The sequence below is a fragment of the Faecalibacterium sp. HTF-F genome, assembly GCF_023347535.1.
GTDB lineage: Bacteria > Bacillota > Clostridia > Oscillospirales > Ruminococcaceae > Faecalibacterium > Faecalibacterium wellingii.
In genome coordinates this window covers 905,314-917,337 of sequence record NZ_CP094473.1, presented here as the reverse complement: position 1 = coordinate 917,337, position 12,024 = coordinate 905,314, and the positions used below count along the sequence as shown (strand labels likewise).

Sequence of the window (12,024 nt, the reverse complement as noted above, 5' to 3'; positions counted from 1 at the left end):
TGCTTGGGGGCGTATGCTTTCAAGCCATCTGCCTTTGCCAGAAAACCCTCTCCGTCATCGCTGCGCGATGCCACCTCTCCCGAAGGGGAGAGGTTTTGTGCAGACCGCAGCCTTCCCTCTTTTGCGCAAGTTCCCCCTTTCGGGGGAGCTGTCAGGGCGGACGCCCTGACTGAGAGGGTTCTTTTTTTCAGGTAGACAGCTGTTTGCCTGAATTATTCAAGGGTGCTGTCGGGGGTGAGGTACTCGGAGATATCAATGGGCTCACCATCTGCCCACAGGTGCTCCAGATCGTAATAGGTGCGGGTGTTGGGCACGAATACGTGCACGATGACGTTGGAATAATCCAGCAGCACCCAGTTCTTGGAGTCGTAGCCCTCCGTGCTGTAGGGCTCCAGACCCTTCTGGGAAAGCTCGTACTCCACCTCGTCGGCCAGAGACGCCACCTGCGTGGTGGAAGTGCCGGAGGCAATGACAAAGTAATCGGTGAGCACGGTCAGGCTTTCCACCTTGAGCACGCGCACATCGTGGGCCTTTTTCTTATCCAGGATCTTTGCGATCTCAATGGCAAGCGCCTTGCTGTCGTTGAAGTTCTCCATATGTTTTTCCTTTCTGTCAGTTTCAGTTTGCGGAGCCTGCGGCCTGACCGTCGGTGGTAACAGCGCCATCAAGGTCTGTATCGCCGTTCAGGATGGCATCGTCCGACTCCTTATCGATGCGGCCCATATACTGCACGTTGGCATCGGTGGATGCACTGCCGTGGGGCCACTCGTCGGTGACAAGGTTCATTTCGCTCACATCAATGGGGCCGGTGTAGGTGCAGAAATACTGGTTGAGCAGGTTTGCAATGGAACCCGCATCCGGCACCACGCAGGAGTAACCGGCAAAGGTGTCGGTCTTGCCCACATTGGGCACGCCCATGAACACCGGCGTCTGCGCCAGAATGATGTTGGAGCTGTCGAGCTTGAGGAAGGACACCACCAGCTTTGCAATGGTGGAAATGTCCATATCCGTCTTGATATAGTTCTTGAACACCAGCGGCAGCTGGTTCAGGATATCGGTGACACCCATGGCGCGGGCACGCTTGAACAGGCCGGCATAGAAATAGCGCTGCATGTTCAGGCGGTCGATATCGGAATTGGCGTAGCCGTCGCCGTGGCGGCAGCGCACAAAGAACTCTGCCGATGCACCGTTCAGATTGCGGTAGCCCTTGAGCAGCTTGCTGCCGCCGTAGGACATGTCGTGGGGGATATACACCTCGATGCCGCCAAAGTTATCCACCATATCCACCAGTGCCTGCATATCCACCGTCACATAGTAATCGATGGGCAGCCGGAACTGGTCGTAGATGACATCGGCCAGAGCGGCGATGCTGCCGCCGTTGGAGATCGCCACCGAGTTGATCTGATAATTCGTGGCGGCGTAGGTCTTTCCATTGGAAAGGGTAATCTTTTTGTTCTTGGTGGTGACAAGGCTGTTGCGGGGGATCTGCAGCATCCGCAGTGCGCCGTTCTTGATGTCGAACTGCACATACAGGATCATGTCGGTCATGCCGTCGTTGGAAGTGGGGTCGTTGGAATAATTACGGCCCTCTTCATAGTCGATGCCGCAGACCAGAATGTTCACTACATCGCCCTTGTATTCCTCAGCTGTCTTGACCTCTTCCTCAATGGTGGGGGTGCTGTCGTCCGGACGGATGCTGTCCTCCACCTTGTTCACAAGGCTTACGCCATACACCACCACACCGGAGATCACCGCGATGATGGCCATGACCACTGCAAAAGGCAGCCAGAGGGGCGTTTTCTTTTTCTTATTGCGGCGGCGCGGCGGTTCATTCTGTCCGCTGCCCTGTGCCGGACGGCGGGGCGGCTCATTGTGTGCACCGCCTGTGCTCTGCTTTGCATCCGTGCTGGACGCGGCGTGACGCGGTGCATCTGCCGCCCGCTCCGGGCGCTTCAGCGAACGATCGGTATTGATATGGCGTGGCGTCTGGCTCATGCTTTTTTGTATCCTCCAGATTTTCACAGTCGTGCAAAAGGTTCTCTGCAAGACCTGTCATAGTCTTTAGTATAACATTGTCCGGCAGAATCTGCAATCTGTTTTCTGCATCCGGTCAGAGACCTTTGCTTTCTGCCGTTTCTTCCCTTTCATTCTGCCCGCTGCAGGCCAGGATATCCTCATAGGCCGCTTTGGACATCGGGTCCAGAGGCTTGCCCTGCGAGAGCACGAAATCGTTGGTCTGCTTCAGCGCGGCCAGCATGGCGGCATCCAGATCCTTTTTTTCCAGCTTGCGCAGCTTTTCCACGCCGGGCCAGTCCCGTTCAGCGCTGGTCATATCGGCCAGATACAAAATTTTGTCAAGCCGGGTCATGCCGGGTTTGCCCGCCGTGTGGCAGGCAATGGCAGAAAGCACCGCTTCGTCGGTCACACCCCACTGGGTGCGGGCTAGGATCGCGGCGCACACGCCGTGCCACACCGGGGCCGGGCGCTCTTCGCCGCCCTCGGCATACTGGGGGTAAGCGCGCAGGATCTCGCGCATCTCATCCTTGCTGATCTCCTTGGCGGAATCGTGCAGCAGGGCTGCCAGCGCGGCCCGCTCCTCGTCCTCACCGTAGATCTTTGCCAGCTTGACGGCCATTTTTTTCACATTCAAGGTATGCTCATAGCGCTTATCGCTCAAGCGGCCGCGCACAAGCTCCTTTGCCTGTTTGAGGTTCATTGGCTGATACTTCCTTTTTGTAGAGTTTCTCCCGGCGGATGACCGCCCGCACTGCCTCCGGCAGCTCAGCTTCGCACCCTTCGCCTGCAGCCAGACGGGTGCGGATGTCGCTGCTGGCCATGGGCAGCGCCTGTACCGGTGCAAACAGGATGCGTGCCCCGGTGGGGTCCAGCCGGAGAGCCTTTGCGTGCAGCTCCGGCGCATCGCCCACATTGCGGCTGGTGACCACCAGATGGGCAAGGCGTAGGATATCCTGCCAGCGGTGCCAGCCGTCAAAGCTCAGCAGCATATCACTGCCGATGGCAAGGTACAGCTGTGCCCCGGGGTAGTCCCGGGCCAGCTTTTCCACCGTGAGCACCGTGTAATTGTGGCTCCCGGCTTCGGCCTGAGCTACCTCCCACCCGCTGACTTCTAGCTGCGGGATGGCATCCATCCCCTCTTCCAGTACATGGAAGCAGCTGCACATTTCCAGCCGCAGCGCACCCGGGGCCGAAGTGTGCTGCTTGAACGGTGAAAGCCCGGCCGGCATCACCACCACCTTGTCCGGACGGACACGGTCGGCGGCAGCCCGCAGATTGTTCAGGTGGCCGTTGTGGGGCGGATCAAATGTACCGCCGTAGAGAAGAACTTTCATTTTTACTTCAGCAGGTCGGCGTAAGCGCTGTCCTTTTTCTTCTGCAGGTACAGCACGAACTTGGAGCCGATCACCTGCACGCAGTCGGCGCCAGTGGCCTCGGCCAGCTTGACCGAAGCCTCACGGGCATTGTACATGCTGCTCTCCAGCACCTTGAGCTTGATGAGCTCACGGGCGTCGAGGCAGTCCTTCACGCCCTGGATCATGGTCTCGTCGATCTCGCCCTTGCCCACGATGAAAACGGGGTCCATGGTGTTTGCCTTGCCGCGCAGGATGGCGCGCTGTTTGCTTGTCAGCATAGTTTTTCTCCTTTTATTTCAAAAAATCAGGTAGTTCTTTTTCCAATTCCGCCAGCGCGTTGCCGCGGTGGCTGATGGCGTCCTTTTCGTCCGGGGTCAGCTGGGCATAGCTGCGGCCCTCGGTGTTGGGGCGCTTCTCGTGCTTTCCCATGCCGCAGTCGGCGGGGATGAACAACGGGTCGTAGCCAAAGCCGTAGTCCCCGCACAGCCGCTCAAAGGCGATGCTGCCCGGGCACTCGCCTATGCAGGTCAGATGCCGCCCATCCGGCAGGATGAAGCACACCGCCGAGATGAACTTTGCACCCCGCTGCCCGGCAGGCACAGCCTGCATGGCGTCCAGAAGCTTGTCGTTGTTGGCTTCGTCGTCGCCGTGGCGGCCGCAGTAGCGGGCACTGTAGACGCCGGGCGCACCGCCCAGTGCATCCACGCACAGGCCGGAGTCATCGGCGATGGTGGGCAGACCGCTGGCCCGGCAGATAGTCTCGGCCTTGATGAGGGCATTCTCGGCAAAGGTGGTGCCGGTCTCCTCCGGCTCGATGGTGATGCCCAGCTCCTTCTGACTGACCACCTCGTGGCCCTGCGCTTCCAGAATGCGGCGCAGTTCGCGGAGCTTTCCGGCGTTGCCGGTGGCTGCACAAATCTTCATGCTGCGGCCCTCCTTAGTGCTTCCACTGGCGCGGGAGCAGCTCTTCCACAAAGCCCTCCGGGGTGAAGGGCAGCAGGTCGTCGATGCCCTCGCCCACGCCGATGAAGCGCACCGGCAGGCCCAGACGCTGCTTGACCGCCACAACGCAGCCGCCCTTGGCGGTGCCGTCCAGCTTGGTCAGGATGATGCCGGTGGCGTCTGCAGCCTTGCAGAACTCCTTGGCCTGACTGATGGCGTTCTGGCCGGTGATGGCATCCAGCACCAGCAGGGTCTCCAGACTGGCCTCGGGGCTGGCCTTTTTGACGCTGCGGCTGATCTTGGAAAGCTCTGCCATCAGGTTGGATTTGTTGTGCAGACGGCCTGCGGTGTCGGCAATGACCATGTCATAGCCGCGTGCGGTGGCAGACTTTACGGTGTCGAAAATGACAGCCGCCGGGTCTGCGCCCTCGCCCGCACTGACGATGGGCACACCGGCGCGTTTTGCCCAGATCTCCAGCTGTTCGCTGGCAGCGGCACGGAAGGTATCGCCTGCGGCCAGCATCACCTTTTTGCCCTCGCGGGTGTAGTAATCGGCCAGCTTTGCAATGCTGGTGGTCTTGCCCACGCCGTTCACTCCAATGACCAGAATGACGGCAGGCTTGCCGGAAAGGTCCATTTCAGCCTCCGGCGTCATCTCCTCGGCAATGATGTCCCGCAGGGCATCTGCCGCTTCTTCGCCGGTCTTCAGGCCCTTCTCGCGCACCCGGTCCCGCAGCTTGTCCACCAGACGCACAGCCACTTCGCCGCCCACATCTGCAAGGATGAGCTGCTCTTCCAGATCATCGTACATTTCGTCGTCGATGACGCTGCCGGTGAGGGTGTTGAGGATATTGCCCCAGAAACCGGTGCGGGTCTTTTCCAGACCCGTTTTCATTTTTTCCTGTTCTTTTTCTTTGTTTTTTTTGCCAAATCCGAAGAACCCCATAGTGTCCTCCTATCTTTTTCTTTAATATATATCAGGAAACCAGCGTGGCGTCAACCTGTTCCAGATCCAGTCTGAGCAGTTTGGACACGCCGTCCTCCTGCATGGTGACGCCGTATAGCACATTCGCGGCTTCCATCGTACCGCGGCGGTGGGTGATGACGATAAACTGGGTCTTGTCGCTCACCCGGCGCAGATACTGGGCAAACCGCACCACGTTGGCATCGTCCAGAGCGGCCTCGATCTCGTCCAGAATACAGAACGGTGCCGGATTCACCGCCAGAATGGCAAAGTAGATGCTGATGGCCACCAGCGCCTGTTCACCGCCGGAAAGCGCTTCCAGATTCTTGATGACCTTGCCCGGCGGGGCCACCCGGATGCCGATGCCGCAGGACAGCACATCGGCCTCATCCTCCAGCACAAGGCTGGCTTCGCCGCCGCCGAACAGCTCGGTGAACACCCGGCCGAAGTTTTCGTTGATAGCGCGGAAGCTGTCAGTGAAGATCTCCCGCATCTGCGCCGAGAGTTTGGAGATCATGCGGATCAGCTCGTGGCGGCTTTCCTCCACATCGGTCACCTGATGCACAAGGGCATCGTAGCGGGTCCGGACCTCTTTGTACTCTTCGATGGCGCTGACGTTCACGCTGCCAAGGGCACGGATCTTGCCCCGCAGTTCTGCCACCTGCGCCCGCAGGGCCGTCAGGCTCTCGAACTCCACGCAGAGGTTCTCTGCCTGACTCACCGAGAGCTGGTACTCATCCCACAGCTTTGCCACCGTCTGGTCGTACTCGGTCTCGGCTGCGGCCTTGCGTTCGGCAAGGCGGGCCATTTCGCGGCCCATCTCCTCGCGGCTGTCGGAGGAAGTGCGCGCCCGGCCCAGTGCCGCGGTCTCTGCCTGCTGGCGTTCCAACCGCTGTTCGGTGGCTTCGCGGATCGCCTTTTCTTTTTGAGTGATCTCGGTCTGGCTGTCGGACTTTGCCTGCCGGATGGCTGCAATTTCTGCCCGGCAGCTCTCGCTGCGCTGCGCCAGTGCCCCAAGGCTTTCTTCCAGCGAGGCACGGCGTGCAGCGGCATCCTGTGCCCGCTGTTCCAGCGCGGCGATCTGGCTGTAGGCCAGCTCGGCGTCCTTCTGTCGGGTCACCTGTTCCAGCCGCTTTGCGCTGAGCTTCTGGTTCAGCACCGTCTGCTGCGCCACAAAGCTGTCGTCTCCCTCGGCGAGGCGGTTCATTTCAGCAGTCAGCAGATCGACCTTTGCTGTGAGCTCTGCCTGCAGAGCAGCAGCGCCCTCGGCCCTGCTCTGGCTCTCGGAAAGGGACTCTTTCAGGGCATCGATCTCCTGCTGCCGGGCGGCAAGAGTGCTCTCCTGCTGCTGTACGGCAGCTTCCAGCCGCTTCTGCTCTGCCTCGGCACGCACCCTGTCGTTGGCTGCGGTGATCTGCTCGCTGGCCATGGCGGTCAGCTCTGCCTGAAGGGCATCTGCCTGCTCTTTGCAGCGGTCGGTCTTTTCCTGCGCGGCAAGGCAGTCCTTCTGCAGTTTTGCAGCCTTTACCCGCAGCTCTTCCATCTCCTGCTTGCGGGTGAACAGGCCCGCGCTGCGCTGGACGCTGCCGCCGGTAAAGCTGCCGCCTGCATTGACCACCTGACCATCCATGGTGACCACCTTGCTCCGGAAGCCGTTGTCCCGCGCCACGCGGGAGGCTTCGTTGATGTCGTCCACCACGATGATGCGGCCTAAAAGGTTTGACACGATGTTGTCGTACCGGCGGTCGGCCTGTACAAGGCTGGATGCCAGACGCGCCGTGCCGGAAAGACGCCCCCGGAACACGCCGGGCTGGACGGTGTCCAGCGGCAGGAAGGTGGCGCGGCCCGCATTGTCATTGCGCAGCAGGGCGATGGCCGCTTTGGCGGCGGCCTCGTTTTCCACCACGACGTTCTGCAAAGCGCCGCCAAGGGCGGTCTCCACAGCCACCTCACAGCCCGGCTCCACCGTCAGGATGGCGGACACCGGCCCGATGACCCCCCGCAGGCGGCGGGCACCGGCGGCACGCATGACGGCCTTGACCGAGTTCTGGTAGCCGTCCATGTTCTTTTCCAGCTCCCGCAGCACCGAAAGACGCTGGCGGGCAGCATCCAGCTCCCGGCCAAGCTTCTGCTCTGCCGCGTCGGCATCGTCTAGCGCGGCTTTGCGGCTTTTCAGCTTGAGCTCCAGACCGGAACGGACATTCGCCAGCTGCTTTTCGTTTTCTTCCAGCATCCGGCGGTATTTTATGGTGTCTTCCAGATCCCGCTTTGCCTCGTCCCGCTGGGCGGTGCTCTCTTCTGCGTTCGCTTCGAGGGTGGGCAAACGCTGGCGGGCTGTTTCCCCGGCAGCTTCGGCAGCGGCCTGCGCCACCTGTGCTTCGGTGCGCCGGGCCGTCAGACCGGCAAGCTCTGCTTTCAGGGTGTCCTTGCGGGCACCGCTGGCGCTGCTGGCATCGGTCAGGCGTGCGATCTCCGCGTTCAGTGCCTCGATCTCTGCCGCCAGCTTTTCGCCCTCCGCTTCCATGGTCTTTGCCACGGCACGGTGGCGCTGCAAGGCGGCCTGTGCCTCGGTGCTGTCCTGTTCCCCGGCGCTGATCTCTTCCCGCAGGGATGCGGCGCTCTCCTCGTTGCGGAGGATGTCGTTCTCCAGCACGGCGATGCGGCTCTCCGACCCGCTGATCTGCTGGGTGATGCTGCGGATATCCCCATTCAGGCGCTCGACGGCAACCGTCAGCTGCTGTGCCTGCATCCGGATCTCCTCAGCCTCCTGCTCGGCGGCTCTGGTCTCGCGGTCAAAGCGTTCGTAATCGGCCTGCGCCGTCTCGTAGTCCCGCACCTGCTGGCGCACGGTCTCCCGGGCGCGGTGCACGCCGTCGGTCCAGAGGGTCACTTCCAGCGTCTTGCGCCGGGCACTCAGCTCCAGAAACTTTTCTGCCTTGGCGCTCTCTTTTTCCAGCGGGCCCACCCGGCTTTCCAGTTCGCCCAGAATGTCCCGCAGGCGCTCAAGGTTCTCGCCCGCCGCAGCAAGGCGGCGCTCGGCTTCGGTCTTGCGGTAGCGGTATTTCGCAATGCCGCAGGCTTCCTCAAAGATCTCGCGGCGTTCGCTGCTTTTTGCGGCCACGATCTCCGCGATGCGGCCCTGCCCGATGACCGAGTAGCCGTCGCGGCCGATGCCGGTGTCCAGCAAAAGCTCGTAGACGTCCCGCAGGCGGCACACCTGCCCGTTGATGGTATACTCGCTCTCACCGGAGCGGTAATACTTGCGGCCAATGGTCACTTCGTCCGCGTCCAGATCAAAGGTATGGTCGGCGTTGTCCAGCGTCAGCCGCACCTGCGCAAAGCCCATGGCTCCGCGCCGCCGGGTGCCGCCGAAGATGACGTCCTCCATCTTGCCTGCCGCGCGCAGCTGGCGGGAGCTGGTCTCTCCCAGCACCCAGCGCACCGCGTCCGAAAGGTTGGATTTGCCGGAGCCGTTGGGACCCACCACGCCGGTCACGCCTGCGTCAAAGCGAATCTTGACCTTATCGGGGAAGCTTTTAAAGCCCTGGATCTCCAGTTCTTTGAATACCATTTACTTTTCCTTTATCACGCCCAGCAGCTTGAGCGCTTCTTTGGCGGCGCACTGCTCTGCGGCTTTTTTGCTGCGGCCTTCGCCACGGGCCACGCGGTCGGAATTGAACCGCACCGCCACCACGAAATGCTTGTCGTGGTCGGGGCCGGACTCGCTTTCCACCACATAGCTCAGGCGCTCTTCCGGGTTCTGCTGCACGATCTCCTGCAGGCGGGTCTTGTAGTCAGCCTCGGCGTGCTTGCCCTCGGTGATGAAGGGCAGGATGAATTTGCGGGCCACCTCCATGCCGCCGTCCAGATACAGTGCGGCAATGACCGCCTCAAAGGCGTCCGACACCACGCTGGGGCGGGTGCGTCCGCCGCAGCGCTCCTCGCCGCGGCCAAGGCGCAGGTATTCGCCCAGATCGATCTCCTGTGCAAACTGGAACAGGGCCCCCTCGCTGACAAGGCTGGCGCGGATGCGGGTCAGATCGCCCTCCGGCCGGTCGGCATAGGCGTGGAACAGATAGTCTGCCGAGACGATCTGCAGCACGCTGTCGCCCAGAAATTCCAGCCGCTCGTTATGCTTGACCGGGGTGCGGCTCTCGTTGGCGTAGCTGGTATGGGTGAGCGCGATCTCCAGCAGCTCCGGGTTTTTGAACTTATAACCAATAATTGTTTCCAACTGATGGCTCATGGTCGTTTTTACTCCCTTTTATTCCTCAGTTTTCTGTGCCGCAGCCAGCTCATCCAGCGCAGACTGCATGGTGCCGCACAGATCGTTCTCCACGCAGATCTTTGCCTGACGGATGGCGTTCTTGATGCCCTTGGCCTTGGAAGAGCCGTGGGCCTTGATGACCGGCTGCCTTGCGCCCAGGAAGGGTGCGCCGCCGTATTCCTCGCTGTCCATCTGGTGCTTCAGGTCTGCCACGCTGCCCTTGAGCAGCAGGTAGGCCAGCTTGCCGCCGAGGTTTGCGAGGAACATTTGTTTCAGCATGCCCAGCAGCATTTTTGCCACGCCCTCGGTCAGCTTGAGGATCACATTGCCGGTGAAGCCGTCGCACACCACCACGTCCACTTCGCCACCCGGCACATCGCGGGGCTCGATGTTGCCCACAAAGCGGATGCCGGGGGTGGTCTTGAGCAGCTGGTGGGCTTCCTTGAGCATGGGGGTGCCCTTGCTCTCCTCTGCACCGTTGTTGGTCAGCGCCACGCTGGGGCTGCGGCGGCCCTCCACCTTATTCACATAGCAGCTGCCCATGACGGCGAACGCTGCCAGCATCTCAGGGCGGCACTCCACATTGGCACCACAGTCCAGCAGCAGATAGGCCTGCTTTTTAGCGGGCACCATGGTGGCCAGAGCCGGGCGCTTGATGCCCTTGAGGGTGCGCACGATGAGGCTTGCGCCCACATGCAGCGCGCCGGTGCTGCCGGCCGAAACAAAGGCGTCGCCCTTGCCGTCCTTCAGCATGTTCAGACCCACCACGATGGAGGAGTCCTTCTTCTGGCGGATGGCACGGGCAGGCTCATCGCACATGTCGATGACCTCGGTGCAGTTCACCAGCTCGATGCCGTCCAGCGGGATGCTGTTCTCCTGTGCGGTCTTGCGCACCAGCGCTTCGTCGCCCACGCCGACGACGTTGACGCCGTACTCCTTCACAGCCTGTGCGGCACCCTCCAGCACCGCCAGAGGGGCGTTGTCGCCGCCCATCATGTCCACGATAATTTTCATAGCTTTTCTCCCTTCTTAAAGAGAAGTTTCATCCAGCCAATGCTGGAAGCTGGCAACAGCGCGCTGGGCCTGTGCCATGTAACGCAGGCGCTTGTCCCGCGGGCGGCTCTCCTCCGGCAGCGGAGGAAGGATGCCCATATTCGCGCCCATGGGCTGGAAGTGCTTGTTCTCGGTAGTCAGATACTGCACCAGTGCGCCGCACATGGTGTCGGCAGGCGGGGCGGGCAGTTCCTTTCCTTCCAGACGAGCATACAGGCTGCGGGCTGCCAGCAGGCCGCAGGCAGCGCTTTCCATATAGCCCTCAAAGCCGGTGATCTGCCCTGCAAAGAACACATTGGGGTGCTCTTTCAGGCACAGCTGGGCGCTGAGCACCCGGGGCGCATCGAGGAAGGTGTTGCGGTGCATGACGCCATACCGCACGAACTCGGCATTTTCAAGGCCCGGGATCATGCTGAACACCCGCTTCTGCTCGCCCCACTTGAGGTTGGTCTGGAAGCCCACGATGTTATACAGGGTGCGTTCCTTATTTTCGGCACGCAGCTGGACATTGGCCCAGGGGCGGTGTCCGGTGTTGGGGTTCACAAGGCCCACCGGGCGCAGGGGGCCGAACCGCATGGTGTCGGCGCCCCGGGCAGCCATGATCTCAATGGGCATGCAGCCCTCGTAGACCGTGACGGTGTCGGCCTTTTTGCCGTGGGCGTCCGGGTCGGGCTGAGCGCTCTGCTCTGCGCCGGTATCAAAGTCGTGCAGAGGGGCGCGCTCGGCAGACGCGAGAGCCGCGTGGAATTTCTCGTACTCTTCCTTGTTGAAAGGGCAGTTCAGGTAGTCGGCCTCGCCCCGGTCATAGCGGGAGGCGGCAAACACCTTGTTATAGTCCAGACTTTCGGCGGTGACGATGGGGGCCACAGCATCGTAGAAATGCAGACGCTCGTCCCCGGTCAAGGCCCCGATCTCGTCGGCCAGTGCGCCGTCGGTCAGGGGACCGGTGGCCACCAGAATGGGGGCCGTCTCGTCGATGTGCTCCACCCGTTCCCGGTGGACGGTGATGTTTTCACAGCTTTCCACCATGCGGGTCACTTCGGCGCTGAAGGCATCGCGGTCCACCGCCAGTGCACCGCCTGCAGCCACACGGGCCGTCTCGGCAGCGTTCAGCAGCTGGCTGCCCATGCGGCGCATCTCTTCCTTCAGCAGGCCGGAGGCAGAGTCCAGCCGTTCGGCTTTCAGGCTGTTGGAGCAGATCAGCTCCGCAAAGCCTGCGTTCTTGTGCGCGGGTGAAAAGTGGACGGGCTTCTGCTCGTACAGGTCCACCTGCACGCCCTTGCCCGCCAGCCAGAGAGCCGCCTCGCAGCCCGCAAGACCCGCGCCCAGAATGGTTACTTTGTATTCGCTCATTTGGTTTTTCCTTTGCTCCAACCCTCTCAGTCATTGCCTGCGGCAATGCCAGCTCCCCCGAGGGGGGAGTTTTT

Annotated in this window: 11 protein-coding genes; all 11 read right to left on the bottom strand. The window is 61.5% G+C overall.

Annotated elements, in window-relative coordinates:
* Nucleotides 1–212: 212 nt before the first annotated feature.
* The 11 genes from rsfS to trmFO all read right to left on the bottom strand — a co-directional run bounded on the left by rsfS (nucleotide 213) and on the right by trmFO (nucleotide 11,950).
* Nucleotides 213–596 (bottom strand): ribosome silencing factor, encoded by a 384-nt coding sequence (gene rsfS, locus MTP37_RS04305; protein WP_005944348.1) that lies wholly within the window; start codon nucleotides 594–596, stop codon nucleotides 213–215.
* A gap of 22 nt (nucleotides 597–618) precedes the next feature.
* Nucleotides 619–1,995 (bottom strand): LCP family protein, encoded by a 1,377-nt coding sequence (locus MTP37_RS04300; protein ID WP_249238349.1) that lies wholly within the window; start codon nucleotides 1,993–1,995, stop codon nucleotides 619–621.
* A gap of 115 nt (nucleotides 1,996–2,110) precedes the next feature.
* Nucleotides 2,111–2,716, bottom strand: coding sequence for a bis(5'-nucleosyl)-tetraphosphatase (symmetrical) YqeK (gene yqeK, locus MTP37_RS04295; RefSeq protein WP_249238348.1), 606 nt, complete (start codon nucleotides 2,714–2,716; stop codon nucleotides 2,111–2,113).
* Nucleotides 2,667–3,350: a nicotinate (nicotinamide) nucleotide adenylyltransferase gene (nadD, locus tag MTP37_RS04290; protein ID WP_249238347.1), complete on the bottom strand. Its 684-nt coding sequence runs from the start codon at nucleotides 3,348–3,350 to the stop codon at nucleotides 2,667–2,669. The genes yqeK and nadD overlap by 50 nt, the downstream gene beginning before the upstream one ends.
* 2 nt (nucleotides 3,351–3,352) lie before the next feature.
* Entirely contained in the window at nucleotides 3,353–3,649 is a 297-nt protein-coding gene (locus tag MTP37_RS04285) for a YhbY family RNA-binding protein (RefSeq protein WP_005932885.1), read from the bottom strand.
* Nucleotides 3,650–3,662: 13 nt separating this feature from the next.
* Nucleotides 3,663–4,295 (bottom strand): RdgB/HAM1 family non-canonical purine NTP pyrophosphatase, encoded by a 633-nt coding sequence (gene rdgB, locus MTP37_RS04280; RefSeq protein WP_249238346.1) that lies wholly within the window; start codon nucleotides 4,293–4,295, stop codon nucleotides 3,663–3,665.
* Nucleotides 4,296–4,308: 13 nt separating this feature from the next.
* Nucleotides 4,309–5,259 carry a signal recognition particle-docking protein FtsY gene (gene ftsY / locus MTP37_RS04275; RefSeq protein ID WP_249238345.1) on the bottom strand — a complete coding sequence of 317 codons (951 nt, stop codon included), beginning with the start codon at nucleotides 5,257–5,259 and terminating at the stop codon, nucleotides 4,309–4,311.
* A gap of 31 nt (nucleotides 5,260–5,290) precedes the next feature.
* Entirely contained in the window at nucleotides 5,291–8,848 is a 3,558-nt protein-coding gene (gene smc / locus MTP37_RS04270; RefSeq protein ID WP_249238344.1) for a chromosome segregation protein SMC, read from the bottom strand.
* On the bottom strand, nucleotides 8,849–9,523 hold the full coding sequence (gene rnc / locus MTP37_RS04265; protein WP_223451991.1) for a ribonuclease III: 675 nt from the start codon (nucleotides 9,521–9,523) through the stop codon (nucleotides 8,849–8,851).
* An 18-nt stretch (nucleotides 9,524–9,541) separates the two neighbouring features.
* Nucleotides 9,542–10,558 (bottom strand): phosphate acyltransferase PlsX, encoded by a 1,017-nt coding sequence (gene plsX, locus MTP37_RS04260; protein WP_249238343.1) that lies wholly within the window; start codon nucleotides 10,556–10,558, stop codon nucleotides 9,542–9,544.
* Nucleotides 10,559–10,573: 15 nt separating this feature from the next.
* Nucleotides 10,574–11,950: a methylenetetrahydrofolate--tRNA-(uracil(54)-C(5))-methyltransferase (FADH(2)-oxidizing) TrmFO gene (trmFO, locus tag MTP37_RS04255; protein WP_249238342.1), complete on the bottom strand. Its 1,377-nt coding sequence runs from the start codon at nucleotides 11,948–11,950 to the stop codon at nucleotides 10,574–10,576.
* Nucleotides 11,951–12,024: the final 74 nt, after the last annotated feature.

Bases quoted from the DNA above. Each gene is read 5' to 3' on its own strand.
- nadD (WP_249238347.1), bottom strand. From the start codon at position 3,350: ATGAAAGTTCTTCTCTACGGCGGTACATTTGATCCGCCCCACAACGGC.
- ftsY (WP_249238345.1), bottom strand. From the start codon at position 5,259: ATGGGGTTCTTCGGATTTGGCAAAAAAAACAAAGAAAAAGAACAGGAA.
- rdgB (WP_249238346.1), bottom strand. From the start codon at position 4,295: ATGAAGATTTGTGCAGCCACCGGCAACGCCGGAAAGCTCCGCGAACTG.
- rsfS (WP_005944348.1), bottom strand. From the start codon at position 596: ATGGAGAACTTCAACGACAGCAAGGCGCTTGCCATTGAGATCGCAAAG.
- rnc (WP_223451991.1), bottom strand. From the start codon at position 9,523: ATGAGCCATCAGTTGGAAACAATTATTGGTTATAAGTTCAAAAACCCG.
- trmFO (WP_249238342.1), bottom strand. From the start codon at position 11,950: ATGAGCGAATACAAAGTAACCATTCTGGGCGCGGGTCTTGCGGGCTGC.
- yqeK (WP_249238348.1), bottom strand. From the start codon at position 2,716: ATGAACCTCAAACAGGCAAAGGAGCTTGTGCGCGGCCGCTTGAGCGAT.
- MTP37_RS04300 (WP_249238349.1), bottom strand. From the start codon at position 1,995: ATGAGCCAGACGCCACGCCATATCAATACCGATCGTTCGCTGAAGCGC.
- smc (WP_249238344.1), bottom strand. From the start codon at position 8,848: ATGGTATTCAAAGAACTGGAGATCCAGGGCTTTAAAAGCTTCCCCGAT.
- MTP37_RS04285 (WP_005932885.1), bottom strand. From the start codon at position 3,649: ATGCTGACAAGCAAACAGCGCGCCATCCTGCGCGGCAAGGCAAACACC.
- plsX (WP_249238343.1), bottom strand. From the start codon at position 10,558: ATGAAAATTATCGTGGACATGATGGGCGGCGACAACGCCCCTCTGGCG.